Source organism: Archangium gephyra (genome assembly GCF_049060025.1).
GTDB lineage: Bacteria > Myxococcota > Myxococcia > Myxococcales > Myxococcaceae > Archangium > Archangium gephyra_A.
On record NZ_JBMEQQ010000002.1, the window covers coordinates 1,292,829 to 1,308,585 of the forward strand.

Annotated in this window: 10 protein-coding genes and 1 pseudogene; 4 read left to right on the forward strand and 7 right to left on the reverse strand. The window is 69.9% G+C overall.

Features of this window, described 5'->3' with window-relative positions; genetic code table 11:
* A complete protein-coding gene (locus ACN28I_RS05800) occupies positions 1–5,088 on the reverse strand; it encodes an Ig-like domain-containing protein (protein WP_420941125.1) in 5,088 nt (1,695 codons plus the stop codon).
* Positions 5,089–5,206: 118 nt separating this feature from the next.
* Between ACN28I_RS05800 and ACN28I_RS05805 the strand changes: the two genes are divergently transcribed.
* Both ACN28I_RS05805 and ACN28I_RS05810 read left to right on the forward strand, forming a co-directional pair.
* The gene (locus ACN28I_RS05805; RefSeq protein WP_420941126.1) at positions 5,207–6,106 is read left to right on the forward strand and encodes an alpha/beta fold hydrolase; all 900 of its coding nucleotides are present in this window, start codon (positions 5,207–5,209) and stop codon (positions 6,104–6,106) included.
* A gap of 186 nt (positions 6,107–6,292) precedes the next feature.
* On the forward strand, positions 6,293–6,637 hold the full coding sequence (locus ACN28I_RS05810) for a hypothetical protein (protein ID WP_420941127.1): 345 nt from the start codon (positions 6,293–6,295) through the stop codon (positions 6,635–6,637).
* 64 nt (positions 6,638–6,701) lie between these two features.
* On the opposite strand, the gene ACN28I_RS05815 is transcribed toward ACN28I_RS05810, so the two are convergent.
* From ACN28I_RS05815 to ACN28I_RS05840, 6 genes and pseudogenes are all read right to left on the reverse strand, one after another.
* The gene (locus ACN28I_RS05815) at positions 6,702–8,087 is read right to left on the reverse strand and encodes an Ig-like domain-containing protein (protein ID WP_420941128.1); all 1,386 of its coding nucleotides are present in this window, start codon (positions 8,085–8,087) and stop codon (positions 6,702–6,704) included.
* A gap of 102 nt (positions 8,088–8,189) precedes the next feature.
* The gene (locus ACN28I_RS05820; protein WP_420941129.1) at positions 8,190–8,516 is read right to left on the reverse strand and encodes a hypothetical protein; all 327 of its coding nucleotides are present in this window, start codon (positions 8,514–8,516) and stop codon (positions 8,190–8,192) included.
* A gap of 334 nt (positions 8,517–8,850) precedes the next feature.
* A pseudogene (locus ACN28I_RS05825) lies at positions 8,851–9,228 on the reverse strand (ATPase); the annotation flags it as partial.
* 187 nt (positions 9,229–9,415) lie between these two features.
* Positions 9,416–10,762, reverse strand: a complete 1,347-nt coding sequence (locus ACN28I_RS05830) for a sodium-dependent transporter (RefSeq protein WP_420941130.1) — start codon at positions 10,760–10,762, stop codon at positions 9,416–9,418.
* A gap of 142 nt (positions 10,763–10,904) precedes the next feature.
* Positions 10,905–11,399 carry a VOC family protein gene (locus ACN28I_RS05835; protein ID WP_420941131.1) on the reverse strand — a complete coding sequence of 165 codons (495 nt, stop codon included), beginning with the start codon at positions 11,397–11,399 and terminating at the stop codon, positions 10,905–10,907.
* Between the two features lie 2 nt (positions 11,400–11,401).
* The gene (locus ACN28I_RS05840; protein ID WP_420941132.1) at positions 11,402–12,022 is read right to left on the reverse strand and encodes a TetR/AcrR family transcriptional regulator; all 621 of its coding nucleotides are present in this window, start codon (positions 12,020–12,022) and stop codon (positions 11,402–11,404) included.
* 161 nt (positions 12,023–12,183) lie between these two features.
* On the opposite strand from ACN28I_RS05840, the gene ACN28I_RS05845 reads away from it, so the two are divergent.
* Positions 12,184–12,954, forward strand: coding sequence for a TetR/AcrR family transcriptional regulator (locus tag ACN28I_RS05845; RefSeq protein ID WP_420941133.1), 771 nt, complete (start codon positions 12,184–12,186; stop codon positions 12,952–12,954).
* Positions 12,951–15,710, forward strand: a complete 2,760-nt coding sequence (locus tag ACN28I_RS05850) for a phosphoenolpyruvate synthase (protein ID WP_420941134.1) — start codon at positions 12,951–12,953, stop codon at positions 15,708–15,710. The genes ACN28I_RS05845 and ACN28I_RS05850 overlap by 4 nt, the downstream gene beginning before the upstream one ends.
* The last annotated feature ends 47 nt before the right edge of the window (positions 15,711–15,757 follow it).

The following is a 15,757-nucleotide window of genomic DNA, read 5'->3' on the forward strand; positions in this document are numbered from 1 at the left end:
TCAGTTCACCCGGACGGAGATGGGGGCGGATGTCGTGACGTTGCCCGCGGCGTCATACGCCTTGGCCGTGAGGGTGTGCGTGCCCTTGGCCGCGCCCAGCAGGTTCCAGCTCACGCTGTAGGGCGCCGTGGTGTCGGTGCCGATGACGCTGCCGCCGTCATGGAACACCACCTGGGTGACGCCCACGTTGTCGCTGGCACTGGCCTGGATCGTGGTGCTGAAGGTGAGGAAGGAGAACGAGGTTCCGTTGGCCGGCGAGGTGATGGCCACCGTGGGCGCGGTGGGGTCCACGGTGACGGTGCGGCCGGCGGACACGGTGACATTGCCCGCCGCGTCGTAGGCCCTCGAGGTGAGCGTGATGGTGCTGCCACTGGCCAGGGCCGTCGTGTCCCAGCTCACCACATAGGGCGCGGTGGTGACCGTGCCGAGCAGCGCCGTGCCCGCGTAGAAGTCGACCCGCTCCACGCCCAGGTTGTCGCTGGCGGTGGCGCTGACCGCGACGGTGCCCTGGACCGAGGCATTCTGCGCCGGGGTGCTGAGGGCCGTCGTGGGCGCGGTGTTGTCGATCGTCACCGCCACGCTGGCGGACGTGCGCACGTTGCCGGCGCTGTCGAAGGCCTTCGCCGTCAGTAGGTGCGCACCGTTCGCCGCGCCCGCCGTGTTCCAGCTCAACTGGTGGGGCGAGGTGAAGTCGGTGCCGATCAGCGTCGCGCCGTCGTAGAACTCGACCCTGGCCATGCCCTGGGTGTCGCTGGCGGTGGCCGTGAGCACGGCCGTGCCCCGGAGGAACGCCTCCTGCGCGGGGGACGTGATCGCCACGTCCGGCGGGGTGTTGTCGAGGCTCACCAGGATCGACGAGGAGCCGGAGTTGCCAGCGCTGTCGTAGGCCTTGGCGTTGAGCACGCGGTAACCATCCGCCAGGGCGGCGCTGTTCCAGCTCACTTCGTAGGGCGAGCTGGTGTCGGTGCCGATCAGCGTCCCGTCCGCGTAGAACTCGACCCGGGCCACGCCCAGGTTGTCGCTGGCGGTGGCGCTGACCTGGACGGTGCCCCGGACAGAGGTGCTCTGCGCCGGAGTGGTGAGGGCCGCCGTGGGCGAGGTGTTGTCGATCGTCACCGCCACCCCGGCGGAGGTGCTCACGTTGCCGGCGCCGTCAAAGGCCTTCACGGTGAGCGTGTGGGCACCGTTCGTCGCGCTCGCGGTGCTCCAGCTCATCGAGTAGGGCGCCGTGGAGTCGGTGCCGAGCAGCGCCGCGCCATCGTAGAACTCGACCCTCGCCACGCCCACGGTGTCGCTGGCGGTGGCCGCGAGCGTGACGGAGCCTCGGAGGAACGCCCCCGGCGCGGGGGACGTGAGCGCCACGGCCGGCGCGTGGTTGTCGACGTTCACCCCCACCGACGGAGAGGTGCTGGGAATGCCAAGGGGACCGTAGGCCTTCGCGCTGAGCGCGTGGGCTCCGTCCGCCAGGGTGGTGCTGTCCCAGCTCAGCTCGTACGGCGCGCTGGTGTCGGTGCCGAGCAGCGTCCCGTCCACGTAGAACTCGACCTTCACCACGCCGTCGTCGTCGGTGGCGGCCGCGGTCAGCGAGACCGAGCCCTTCACCTGTGCACCGTTGGAGGGCGAGGTGAGCGCCACCGTCGTGGTGGGCTGCTTCGTGGTCACCGTGACCGGGGCGCTCGTGGCCACGTTGTTCAACACGTCATAGGCCCTGGCCGTCAGCGTCTGGGTCCCGTCCGCCCAGGAGCCGCTGTTCCATTCCACGGCGTAGGGGGCCGTCGTGTCGCTCGCCAGCAACACCCCGTTCACCAGGAAGTCCACCCGGGTGACTCCGGCGTCGTCCGTGGCGGTGGCCTGGACGGTCACCACGCTGCCCACCGTCGCCCCGCTGACGGGAGACGTGAGGGCCACGGCCGGGCCCGTGTTGTCGATCGTCACGCTCACCGCCGGGGTGGTGGCGGTGTTTCCGTGGAGGTCTGTGGCGCGTGCGCTCAGCGTGTGGCCGCCGCTCGCCGCCGTCTTGCTGTTCCAGGTGTATCTGTAGGGCGTGAAGGTCGTGGACCCCAGCACCTGCACACCGTCCAGGAGGAACTCCACCTTGCTCACCCCGGAGCTGTCGGAGGCGTTCGCGGAGAGCATCACCGTCCCGAAGAGCCTCGCCCCTCCACCCGGCGCGGTGAGCGAGACGGAGGGCGGCGTGATCTCGGGCGCGACGATCACCTCCACCGGCGCCGAGACTCCCACGTTGCCGGACGCGTCATGGGCCCGGGCGGTCAGGACGCTCCGGCTCGTCGCGGTGATCCCCGTATCGCACGTGCAGGAGAAGGGAGCGGTGGAGTCGGAGCCGAGCAGCCGCTCGCCCGAATAGAACTCGACCCGGATGACGCCCTCGGGATCCGTGGCGTCCGCGGCGAACTCCACGTGGCGCGTCAACCGGGAGCCCGCGGTGGGAGAGGTGAGGGTGACCACCGGCACCGACAGATCGTTGGACGCCGTCACCGTCACGGGCGCCGAGCTGCTCACGTTTCCGGCCAGATCCCGGGCCCGGGCCGTCAACACGCGGCTGCCGTTGGGGCCATTCTTGCTGTTCCAGCTCACGCTGAACGGTTCCGCGGTATCCGTCCCGATCAGCGTCTCGCCGTCAAAGAAGTCCACGGCCGCCACGCCGAAGTCGTCGCTCGCCTCGGCCGTCAGCGTGACGGTCCGGGTCACCACCGCTCCATTCGCGGGAGCGGTGAGCACGACCATGCCGGGGGGAATGGTGTCCGTCTCCTGGGCCACCGCGAAGACCAGGTCGTCGCGATCGGTGTAGTTGTTCACCGCCTGGCACTGCGGCTCGTACAGGTCCACGCTCGACTGCATGCGCGCGCGGAAGGCCTGCAGGTTGCCGGCGGGCAGGACGAACTCCGTCGAGAACGTCTGATGGGGCCCGGCTCCGTCCGTGGGCCGGAAGGAGGCGAACTTCGTGAACGAGGTCCCCCGGGCCGCATTCGCCGAGTGGTACAGGTCCAGGGTGTCCGCGGGGATGTAGCCAGCCCTCACGTCCACCTCGATCCGGACCCGCTTCCCGGCGGCCAGGGCCGTCCCGTCCTCCCGGATGACGCGGATCCGCTCGACGGCCTCCCTCTGGAAGGAGTGCTCGAACGAGTTGCCGTCCACGCATCCGTCCAGCGTGTTGGGCGTGTTCCGCTCCTGGCCCCCGCGTCCCAGGAGCAGCTCGCGGCTGTCACAGCGCGCCGTCGCGGAGTCGCACCGGGGAACCCGCAGGGACGTGTCGAAGTGCACGTTGCCCGCGTTGCTCGTCTGCACGGTGGCCTTCTCGCTCTGCTTGGAGTTGCCCCCCACGTCCCGGGCAACGGAGTACAGCAGGTGGCTGCCGTTGGACACCTCCGCCGAGTCCCAGGAGAGCGAGTACGGCGCCGTCGTATCGGAGCCGATGCGCAGGCCGTCCACGTAGAACACCACCTCCGCGATGGCCCGGTCGTCGCTCGCGGTGGCCTCGAGGGTGACGAGGCCGCTCAGGAGCGCCCCGCTGGCGGGCGAGGTGAGCGTGCTCTCCGAGGGCGCGGTGTAGTCGTTGTCCACGATCACGTTCACCGTGCTCGGGGGCGAGGCATTGCCGCCCAGGTCATAGCCCGTCGCGCTGAAGACGTGCGGCCCGTTGCCCACCCCGATGGGCATTCCTCCGGAGTACCCCTGGCGGGTGTTCCAGCTCACGGTGTACGGCGGGGCGTACCGGGTGTCGATGAGGCGGCCGTCCACATGGAAATCGACGCGCACCGTGCCCCGGTCATCGCTGGCGCTGGCCTGGAGCGAGACCGTCCCGCTCACGGTCGCGCCGTCCACGGGCGCGAGCAACGCCGCCGCTGGCGGCACGTAGTCGTTGTCGATCAGGACGTTGACGGGGGCGGAGGTGGAGACGTTGCCCGCCAGGTCATACGCGCGGGCGGTGAGGGTGTGGAGCCCGTTGGGCACCGTCCGCGTCGCCCAGCTCAGCGAGTAGGGGGGGCGGGAGTAGGTGGCGAGCAGGGTGGTGCCGTCGTACAGCTCCACCTGGTGCACGCCGAAGTTGTCGCTCGCCGCCACGGTGACGTTGAGGGTGCGCTCGAGCGTGGCGTCCTCCACCGGAGCGGTGATGGCCACCCCGGGCGGCGTGGTGTCTGGATCGTTGCCCACCGCGATCACGAGGTCGTCATGGTCGATGTAGCCGCCCACGATGCAGGGAGAAGGCGCCGTGTCGTCCGGGCGGTACACGCCCCGGAGGATGTGCCGCCCCCCCGCCGGAAGCAGGTACGTGGCCGAGAGCGTCCCGGTTCCAGTCCCATAGGGCCCAGGCAGGGTGGTGACGAGGTTCCAGGTGGGGTTGCTCGCATCGGGCGCGACATAGAGGTCCAGCGCAAAGGCGGTGTACCCGCTCGAATAGACCGTGGCCTGGACCGTCACCTCCTTGCCCACGGCGAACGCGGTGCCATCGCTCCGGAAGACCTCGAGCCGCTGCAGCGTGTACGCGGAGAAAGAGGGGCTGGGCTCGTCCGCGCAGGAGCCGCCCACGGTGTTGGGCTGGTGGGGCTCGGGGCCGACGCTCCCCCGTCCCACCAGGAGATCCGCCGAGTCGCACCTGCTGCCCACGGCGGCGCAGGCGGGCGCTCCCCACGTGGCGTCGTACGCCGCGATTCCGGCGTTCTCGAGCGTCACCTCCACCGGAGCGCTCGTCGTCGATTGGCACTTGCTGTCCTGGGCCAGGGCGGTGAGCACCGCCGGGCCGTTGCCGTGGGTGGTGCTGTCCCAGGTCAGCTCGAAAGGCGGCGTGGTATCCGAGACGAGCAAGAGGCCATCGGCGTAGAAATTGACGCGCGTGACCCGGTCGTCGTCCGTCGCCTCGGCGATCAGGGTCACCGGGCCGCTCAGGATCGCTCCAGCCGTGGGCGAGGTGAGGGCGACCTGCGGCGGATTCGGGCCGGTTCCGTAGCAGTCGATCGCCTGGCCCTGTGTGCGGAGGGTGGGCTCGGCCTCGGCCATGCCGCCCTCGGAGGGGGGCTCACAGGATGCGAGCACGAGTCCTGCCACGAGCAATGTCACCGGGATACGCATGGTTCCCCCTGGGGAGTCGAAGGCCGTTCCCCTACTATTGAACAAATCCAGGAAAACTGGATCACTCTTCGTGAAGGAAGTGCTCTCCGCGCCCCCGGGAGCCTGCGAGGCTGAGGACATGGAACGTTTCGTCGAGGTCGAGCCCGGGGTCTCGCTCTGGGTCGAATCGCGCGGTCCGGAGGACGCGCCCGCCGTTCTGCTCATCATGGGCGCCAACGCCTCGGGACTGGCGTGGCCGGACGAGCTGATGGACGTGCTGGCCCGGAAGTACCGGGTCATCCGCTATGACCACCGGGACACCGGAGCCTCCACCTGGGCCTTCGACACGAAGCCCTATGCGCTGACGCGGCTGGCCAAGGACGCGCTGGCCGTCCTCGATGCGCTCGGCATCGCCCGTGCGCACGTGGTGGGCCTGTCGGTGGGGGGCTATCTCACCCAGTGGCTCCTGGTCGAGCACTCCGAGCGGCTGCTGAGCGCCACGGTCATCGGGGCGGCCGCGCTTCAGGGCACGCCCGCGCTCGCCGACGGGACGGCCCAGGCCCCCATCGATCCCGAGCTGCTCGAGTTCTGGAGCCACATGTTCGAGCCGCGCGATCGGGAGGCGGAGATCGAGTGGCGGGTGGAGAACTGGCGCAGGCTCCACGGGCGGGTGATTCCCTTCGACGCCGAGGAGTTCCGTGCGCTTGAGCGGCGCATCATCGCGCACGCTGGCCGTCACGATAATCCGGGGGCCCACGCGCGGGCCGACTACTCTGCCCTGGCGCGAGGCGCGGAGCTCGTCCACGTCACCGTGCCCACGCTCGTCCTCGCCACCCCGGAGGATCCCACCTGTCCCGCGTCCAGCGCGCGGCACCTGGCGGAGAACATTCCGCGCGCGACCCTGGTGACGATGGAGGGAATGGGGCACTCGATTCCGCGCGCCGTGGTGCCCCGGCTCGCGGCGGCGCTCTTGAGTCACTTCGAGGCCGCGGAGGGTGCGGTGCCTGCACCCCCGCCGAGGAGTCAGCCACGGCCATGACGAACGCCACCGCGAGGGGGGCGCACTCCTCGTGTGAAAGGTGATTCCCGGCGAGGGCGGGAGAAGAACGGAGACCCTCGCGGAGGAGGGGAGCGGACAGCGCGTCCACCGGCATCGGCGGTCACCCCGTTGCTCCCAGGGCAGCGGGCCTCACCTTTGGGGAGACCCCCCACAAGGAGTTGCCCCATGAAGAAGCTCCCCCTCCTGGTTGCCACCGGTGTGCTCGGCCTATGGGGTTGCGCCACCAGCTCGGGCGCGCGCTCCGATGAGCCGCCCCTGGAGGATCTGCTGGACGAAACGGAAGTGGCTCGAAGGGATCGCATGGGCGCCCCCACCGTCTACAATGGTGAGGCCACGGGCGGCGCGGGCTACACGGTGACGACCGGCGATGGACGGCTCTGGGCGCCCGAGGTGGCTCCGGGAAACACCGTGACGAGGACCGAGTCCGACATCCGGCGGAGCATCGAGCGGCAGGACACCCAGTCCGAGGTGATCGACGAAGGCCCGACGGAAGACGCACCGCGACAGTAATTCCCAGACAGGGCTGCCCGGTGAGGCGCGCTCGGCTGGCGCGCAGCACCGGGCAGGACGGGCTCTACTGGATGTTGGCCGAGACGCTCGAGTTGCCCGTGAACGTGAAGGTGCACGAGGAGCGCCGCGCGCCGTTGGACGAGCACGCGCCCGACCAGATGGCGGTCCGGCTGCTGTCCACCCTCAAGGTGATCTGCGTCCCCAGGATGAACGTCCCCGAGCCGGGCATGTTCGCGTGGGCATAGATACCCGCCGGGTTCGAGGTGATGACGGGACCCAGACGGCCGGTGGCGGTGACGGACAGGGTCGCCTCGTTCGCCTTGGCGTTGTAGATCCAGAAACTGGAATCCAGGGTCGTGAAATTGCCGGCGGCGTCATAGATGCGAACCCTGAGGTTGTGGATGCCGTTGGAGAGGGGAGTGGTGTCCCAGTCCACGCTGTAGGGCGCCGTGGTGTCGCTGCCGATCAACACGTTGTAGTCGGAATAGAACTCGACGCGAGCGACGCCGATGTTGTCCTGCGCGGACGCCGCCACCGTGACGATCCCCGAGAGGTCGGACTCCTCATCATACCGGGGCGCGGTGAGGGTCCCGGTCGGAGCCTGGGTGTCGATCCCACCGGCGTTCAGGACGTTGAGGTACACGTTCGCCGAGGTCTTCACGTTGCCCGTCGCATCGAAGGCCTTCGCGCTGAGGACGGAGGAATCATTCGGTTCGGCGGTGGTGTCCCAGGCGAGGCTGAAGGGAGGGGTCGTGTCACTGCCGATGAGGAGCCCCCTCCGGTAGAAGTCGACCCGCGTGACGCCGACGTCGTCCGTGGCGTCCACGTCGATGTGGACGAGGCCGCTCACCGTGGAGCCCGATACCGGCGAGGTGATCGCCACGGACGGGGCGGTGTAGTCCGAGCGCACGGTGAGGCCGATGAAATCCACGAAGAGGCTCGTGGCGTTGCTCTCGAGGTGCCAGTTCTCGGAGACGTTGACCTGGAGGTCTCCACCGTTCGCGGCGACGTGGGCCTCGCAGGTCACATACGAAGTCCCGGTGAACTGACAGGCGTCGTAGTGGAGGTACTCGTCGGTGGCGTGCTTCCAGCCGAACGAGAAGGTCTCGAAGTCGGCGAGGGACTTCCTGGCGATGACGCGCAGCGTGTAGTGGCCCGCCGGCACCGCGGGGAGGGTCCACGTGTGGTCGAGCTTCTTGTGCGTGCTGTCGTAGTACGCAGGCGTCTCGCTGAGCACCTGGGCGACACCATCGGCCACCTGCGTGTCCGCGAAGGTGCCGGAGGTGATCTTCCCGAGACGGGTGGATTCGGAGGCCGCGACGTAGAAGCCCTCGGCGTTCTGGAGCTCGGCGGCCTGTGCCGCCAGGGAGTCCGCCTCTTCTCGTGCACCACAACCCACGAGCAGTGTGCCGGTAACCAGGGTACCCAGGAGAGATTTCAGAGATGACATGAGCAGGAAGGGGACTGGGGCCGGGAAGAGATTTCCCAGGAAAGCGGAGATCGCATTTTCTCCTGCTTCTTTCAAGACCCTGAGGAGGCGGGGTGCCTGTCATCAGCCCGCCCGGCGCAATTCCGTGGAGCGGGTGCTCACCTGCTCGCGGACGGCCTGGCTCAACAGGTCCGCGCGCAGGGGACCGGACAGGAATCCCCGTGCGCCCAGGGCCCACGCCTGCGCCTCCTCCCGCGCCCGGCCCGCCAGCAGCAGCCGCGCCCGGAGGCCCCGCCGCGTCACGCTCCCCACCGACTGCACCGGCGCCAGCACCACCGTGCTCGGACTCGCGGCCCGCACGTCCTCCGTGCGCGCCACCCGGGCCCGCAGGCCCGCGTCCTCCAACAGCTTCAACAGCCCCTGGGTGGCCTGGATACCCCAGCCGTACACCCAGACCTCCGGCTCGCGCTCCGCCGCGGGCTTCCTCGCCACCTCCACCCTCGGCATCTCCCGCTCGGTGAGCCGGGCATGGGCCGGGAAGCTCGTCCGTCAGCGGAACCAGCACCGGCAGGCCGCCCTCGCCGCGCACGGAGGTGGACGCCGCGGCACCGCCCGGCACGAGGCCCAGCATCAGGTACTCGGCGCGGTGGGTCACCAGGGGCAGGTGCTCATCCGCCTCGGGGAGGGGAATCGGCTCCACGGGGCGGCGCGCGTCGAGGAGATGCGGATGGTAGAGCCGATCGATGGCGCGGGAGATGGCGGCATCGGTCGCGAGCAGCGTCACCACCCGCGCCTTGCCGCTCACGCGGGCCACTTCGTCCAGGGCGGGGGGATGCGCCGGGGCCGTGGTGGCCACCACCAACACCGAGTCGCGGGGCCCTTCCTGCCGCAGCGGGACGATCCGGCAGGCCTCCGCCACGTGGGCCGGAATCAGCTCGGCGAGCCGTGGCTCCAACACCTCCGCGTCCAGGTCCACCACCGGAAGGCGGATCTGCCGGGCCAGCGTCTCGAGCACCTGCTGCGCGGTGCAGAAGCCCAGGTCCACCACCACCTGCCCGAGCGGCACGCCCCACTTGTTGTGGAAGCCCAGCGCCGCGCGGAGCTGCAGCTCGTCCACGAGCCCGTCTTCCCGAAGCAGCTCTCCCAGCCGTCTCTTCACCATTGCAGCGCCCTCCGGAGGTGGAACCGCCACCGCTCCGGAGGGCTCATTGCGTCGGGCGTGCCAGGCCAGGAGGGGCCTCGGGCCACCGGGAAACGCCCGGCTTTCAAGGGGTTGGCGCGCCCGGGGGCAGGGGCCGCCTGATGACGGCACCCATCACCTGGTGACAGCCGTCACCACCCGGGGCGGGCTACCACTCGCGCAGACCGCGGACGAGGACGACGGCCACCGCCAACGGGGCCAGCACGCGCGCGGTCCACATCAGCGGCCGGGCGGCCCACTTGAAGCGCGGCCCCACCACCTCTTCGGCGGCCTGGGGGCCGAGCACCCATCCGAAGAAGATGGAGATGAGGGCGCCGCCCAACGGAAGGGTGAGGCTGGAGGTGGTCTTGTCCGCCAGATCGAAGAAGGTGTGGCCCAGCAGCTTCACGTGGGCGAGCAGGTTGGTGGACAGCGCCGAGAGGATGCCCATCCCGTAGACGAGGGCGCCGAGGACGAGCGCGGTCTGCTTGCGCGGCTTGCCGTGCTGCTCCACCCAGTACGTCACCATCACCTCCAGCAGCGAGATGGCGGAGGTGAGGGCGGCGAAGGTGACGAGCAGGAAGAAGGCCAGCGAGACGAGGTAGCCACCGGGCAGCCGGGCGAACAGCATGGGCAGCGTCTGGAACATGAGGGTGGGCCCGCTGCCGGCATCGAGCCCGTAGGTGAACACCACCGAGAAGATGACCGTCCCGGCGGTCAGGGCGATCAGCGTGTCGAGCGCGGCCACCGAGAGGGCCGTGCGGGTGAGCGCCTCGCGCGAGCCCAGGTAGCTGCCATAGGTGATGATCGCGCCCATGCCGAGGCTCAAGGTGAAGAAGGAGTGGCCCACGGCCTCGAGCACGCCCGCGGCGGTGAGGCGCGAGGCATCCGGGACGAAGAGGAAGGTGAGCGCCTTGCCGATGCCCGGCAGGAAGAGGGCGCGTCCGAGCAGCAGGAGCAGCAGGACGAACAGGGCGGGCATGAGGATGCGGTTCCAGCGCTCCAGGCCTTCTTTGAGCCCCTGCAGGACGATGGCCACCGTGCCCCCCATGAAGAGCGCGTGCCAGAAGAGCTGGCGCCCGGGGCTGGAGAACAGCGTGCCGAGCACACCCTTGATCTCCTCGTCCGAGTGTCCGGCGAACTGATTGGTGAGGGAGCGGTAGACGAAGTCCAGCACCCAGCCGCCCACCACGCTGTAGAAGGAGAGGATGAGGATGGCGCTCAGCAGGCCCATCCATCCGACGAAGCGCCAGGGCGAGCCGGGGCGGTGGGTGGCCTCGAAGGCGCGCACCACGTTGGCCTGGGCCTTCTGGCCGATGTACAGCTCGGCGATGAAGATGGGCAGGCCCACCGCGGCGATGCACACCAGGTAGACCGCCACGAAGGCCCCTCCACCATTCATGCCGGTGATGTAGGGGAACTTCCAGATGTTGCCCAGACCGACCGCGGACCCGGCCGCCGCGAGGATGAAGGCCAGCCGGGTACTCCAGTGCGCACGAGAAGCAGGGGGGCTCATGGGAGGCGAAGGAAGACCTCCCGGCGGCGTCCGGTCAACCGTCATCTCCCGGAACAGGTGCGTTTACCGGGCTCCCTCCCTGTGTTGACGGTCTGGAAGCCGGGCCCGGGAACGGGCGGAAGAGGGAATGGAACGTCCCCGCCTACGCCTGCGCGTACGCTTCCTCCAGGCGCGCGATGTCGAACTTCTTCATCTTCAGCATGGCCTGCATCACGCGCTGCGTCCGCTTCGGGTCCTTGTCCTGCATCAGCTCCATGAACCGTTTCGGGACGATCTGCCAGGACAGGCCGTACCTGTCCTTGAGCCAGCCGCACTGGCTCTCCTTGCCCCCGTTCGCGGTGAGCTTGGACCACAGCATGTCCACCTCTTCCTGCGAGTCACAGCTCACCGCCAGGGAGAAGGCCTCGGTGAAGTTGAAGACGGGGCCGCCGTTCAACGCGTTGAACCGCACCCCCGCGAGCTGGAATTCCACCACCATGGCCGACCCCTTGGGGCCCGGCCCCGCATCGCCGTAGCGGGACACGCTCAGGATCTTCGAGTCCTTGAAGAGCGAGGTGTAGAAGGTCGCCGCCTCCTCCGCCTCGTTGTTGAACCACAGGAACGGCGTGATCTTCTGGGTCTCGGCGAGAGTGGCCATGGTCATGCTCCTTTGCTGCTGGGGGTGAACTGTGTTTCGAGATACCGGCGCAGGTGACGCAGGGACTCGGCGGCGACCTCGGGGCCCTGCTTCGCCTTGGCGAGGATGAACGCGCCCTGGATGACCGTCTGCATGAAGAGCCCGAGGCTCTCCGGGGTCCACGGTGCGTCCGGCACGTAGCGCGCCTTGGCTTCGGCGATGTCGCGCGCCAGCATCCCGGCGTGCGAGCTGAGGTGCCTATCACAGGTGGCGCGGATCTCCGGATGCGTGTCGTACGCCTCCTGGACCATCATCCCGAGCAGGCACGTGAAGTCCGGCAGCGTCCCCCGCAGGATGGCGATGCGGAAGTCGACGTAGCCGAGCAGCCGCTCGAGGGGATCCGCCGCGCGCTGATAGGGAGCGGAGGCGAACAGGCGATCGGCCATGGCCGCGAAGTGATCGGCCGCCGCGATCGCGAGCTCCTCCTTGCTCTTGAAGTGGTGGAAGAAGCTCCCCTTGGTGAGGCCCGCCGCCGCGCACACGTCGTCGATCCGCGTCGCCGTGTAGCCCTTGGTCCGGATGACCTGCAGGGCCGCATCGAGGAACTTCGTCTTGGACTGATGGTGGAGATCCGTGGGGTCCATGAGCATACCGACTGGTTGGTTCAATCAATACCCACTGGTTGGTATGCCGTCAACCCCCTGAAAAGCGGCGAGGTGATACGTCACGAGAGGGAGTTCTCTCACTCCGTCTTGTTGAGATGAGACGAGAGAGATATCTATCTCTCATTACGACTCAACGAGCCATGACCCTGCCCGAAAACATCGCCGATGCCGCTGCCCGACTGGTCGCCCTGCATGGGCCGGACGGGTTCACCATGGATGACCTGGCGCGGGAGTGCGGCCTGTCGCGCGCCACGCTGTACCGCCAGGCGGGGAGCCGGGAGGCGGTGCTCGCCGCGCTCTCCGAGCAGGGCGTGGAGGTGGGGCAGCGGGTGGATGTGCGGGAGCGGATCCTCACGGCGTGCCGCGCGGTGTTCACCCGGGCCGGCTTCGAGGCGGCCACGCTTGAGGACGTCGCCCGCGAGGCCGGCGTGGGCCCCGCGACGGTCTATCGCCAGTTCGGAGACAAGAAGGGGCTCATCAGCTCGTTCGCGGGGCACATCGGTCCGCGCCGCGCGCTGCGGGAGGTGGCCCTCCATCCCACGGGCGATCTGCGGGCCGACCTGGAGCGCGTCGCCGCGACCGTGATGCACTACGCGGTGGAGGATCTCGATCTGCTCAAGCTGGCGCTCCTGGAGCGGATGCGGGGCGGGCCCTGGGCCGAGTTCCTCAACACACCCCCCATGCGCGCCCGGACGATCCTCACCCGGCTGCTGGAGTCCTACGCCGCCAGCGGCGCGCTCGGGCCGAATGACCCCGAGCGCATGGCCCAGGCGTTCGCCGGGATGATCTTCGCCTTCTTCGCGGGTCCGGTGCTGGAAGGCGTCCCCCCGCCGGACCCGGAAGACACCGCCCGCTTCATCACCCATGTATTCCTCGATGGTCTCGCGTCCACTGCCCGGAGGACCCCATGAGCGCAGCCGAATCCGTCCCCCCGTCCGCCTCCCAGTCCCTGGGGACGGAGCCGCTGATCCTTCCTTTCGAGCGCATCTCCGCGGCGGATCTGCCCCGCGTGGGAGGCAAGGGCGCCAACCTGGGCGAGATGGCCCGCGCCGGGTTCCCGGTGCCTCCCGGCTTCTGTGTCACGACGGCCGCCTTTGATGCGTTCGTGGCGGGCTGCGGGGAGCTCCAGGAGCGGTACGCGGAGCTGGAGGCGCTGGATGGGAAGGACGTGGAGGCGGCCCGCCGCGCCGCCGAGTCCACGCGTGCCGCACTGGGCCGCGCGCCCATGCCCCCGGCCGTGGCGGACGCGGTGCTCGCCACCTGGCGGACCCTGGGGACCGAGGCCTCGTGGGCGGTGCGCTCGAGCGCCACGGCGGAGGATCTGCCGGATGCGAGCTTCGCGGGCCAGCAGGACACGTATCTCAATATTCGTGGGGCCGAGGCCCTGCTCGACGCGGTCCGCCGGTGCTGGGTGTCGCTGTTCACCGATCGCGCGGTGCTGTACCGGTCCCGGAGCGGCTTCGGCCACCGGGGGGTGAAGCTGAGCGTGGTGGTTCAGCGCATGGTGCTGCCCGAGGTGTCCGGCATCCTGTTCACCGCGGATCCGATCAGCGGGCGGCGGGGGACGGTGTCCATCGACGCCGGCTTCGGCCTGGGCGAGGCGCTGGTCAGCGGGCTCATCAACGCCGACCTCTATAAGGTGGACAAGGCGACGGGAGAGCTTCTGGAGGTCCGGGTGGGCGACAAGGCCCTGGCCATCCGTCCCAAGTCCGAGGGCGGAACCTGGGAGGAGCGCCTGCCCGAGGACGTCCGCCGCGCCCGGACGCTCGACGACGCGGCCCTGCGGGAGCTGGTCGCGATGGGCGTGCGGATCGAAACGCACTACGGCAAGCCGCAGGACATCGAGTGGTGCATCGAGGCGGGGCGGCTGTATGTGGTGCAGACGCGGCCCATCACGAGCCTGTACCCGCTGCCGGAGCCCGCTCCCAGCGACGAGGGCCTGCACGTCTACGCCAGCTTCGGCCACGTGCAGATGATGACGGACGCCATGCCGCCGCTCGCCATCCAGGTGTGGCGGTTGCTGCTTCCGTTCGACAGGGCGTCGCCGGGCCCCGGGGACGCTCCCGGCGAGTCCCGGTCCGTGACCACCGCGGGCAGCCGGATCTTCCTGGACCTGACGCCCATGCTGCGCCATCCCGTCCTGGGGCGAGGGAGCCGGGGCATTCTCGGTCACGTCTACGAGAACGTGGGGCAGGGACTGGACACATTGTCCGGCCGGCCGGCGTTCCAGCGCGGCGCGAGCAGCGGGAGGGCCCGGATGAGGGCCGCCGGCCGCTTCATCGTCCCCATCGTGGCCGGGGTGTTGGCCCGGTTGTTCTTCGTGGATCCCTCCCGGCTCAGGCCCGGGGTGGAGTCCTTCAGTGAGTCTCGGGTCGCCGGGGTCCGTGCCCGGCTCGCGGCGGCGGCTCCGGGGGCGGCACGGCTGCGCGAGGCGCGGCGTGCGCTCTGGGAGCTCTTCTCCGAGGTCATCGTCGTCGTGGCCCCGAACATCGCCGTGGGGGTCCTCGGGAACCGGCTCCTCGTCAACCTGGTCCGGAAGGGGGTGCTCGGCGGGACGGAGGAGGATCTCTCCGCGCTGGAGCGGGGCCTGCCCGGCAACGTCACCACCGAGATGGATCTGGCCGTGGGCGATCTGACGGATCGGGTGCGTCCGTATCCGGCCCTGGCGGAGCTGCTGCGAAGCCGTCCCGCCTCCGAGGTCCTGGCCGCGGCGCGCGACGTGGAAGGGGGACCGGCCTTCCTCGAGGCATGGCGGGCCTTCCTCGAGCGCTATGGCATGCGGGGGCCCGGCGAGGTGGACCTGTCCCGGCCTCGCTACAAGGATGAGCCCGCGCCGCTCATCGCGGCCATCGTGGGAGGGCTCGGGCCTGCCTCCGCGAACCGGGCCGCGGGCGAGCACCGGGCCCACCACGCGGCACTGGCAGCCAAGGCCGAAGCCGCGAGCGAGCGGTTGATCTCCGCATCGCGCCGGGGGTTGTTCGGGTGGCTGCGAGCGGGGCTGGCTCGCCGGTGGGTGCGCGTGGTCCGCACGGGCATGGGGTTGAGAGAGCACCCCAAGTACCTGCTCGTCCGCGTGCTGGACGTCGTGCGCGACGCGGTGCGCGAGGCGGGAGCCCTCCTGGTCCAGCGGGGCTCACTCAGCGCGGCGGAGGATGTGTACCTGTTCCGTTTCGAGGAGCTGATCGCGGCGCTCGAGGCTCCCCAGGCGCCGGATCTGCGCCCCCTGGCCGGGCAGCGGCGAGCGGCCCTCCAGCGCGATGCCCGGCGCTCGCCGCCCTTCGTGATGGCGAGTGATGGGGAGATTCCCGCGCTGGCGGTCCGCGCGGATCTGCCCCCGGGCGCCTTGTCCGGGACGGCGGCGTCCGCCGGGGTGGTGGAGGGAGTGGCGCGCGTGGTGCTGGATCCGGCGCGCGAGGTGCTCCATGCCGGGGAGATCCTCGTGGCACCGCACACGGACCCGGGCTGGACGCCGCTGTTCGTCCACGCGGCCGGCCTGGTGACGGAAGTGGGAGGGCTCATGACGCACGGCTCGGTCGTGGCCCGCGAGTACGGCATTCCGGCCGTCGTCAGCGTGGCCGGAGCCACGCAGCGCATCCGCACCGGCCAGCGCATCCGCGTGGACGGCACGCGGGGCTTCGTGGAGCTCCTGGACGGAGGTGCCGCATGAAGGCCGCCACGATCATCATGGGCGTACTCCTCATGGGACGCACCTGA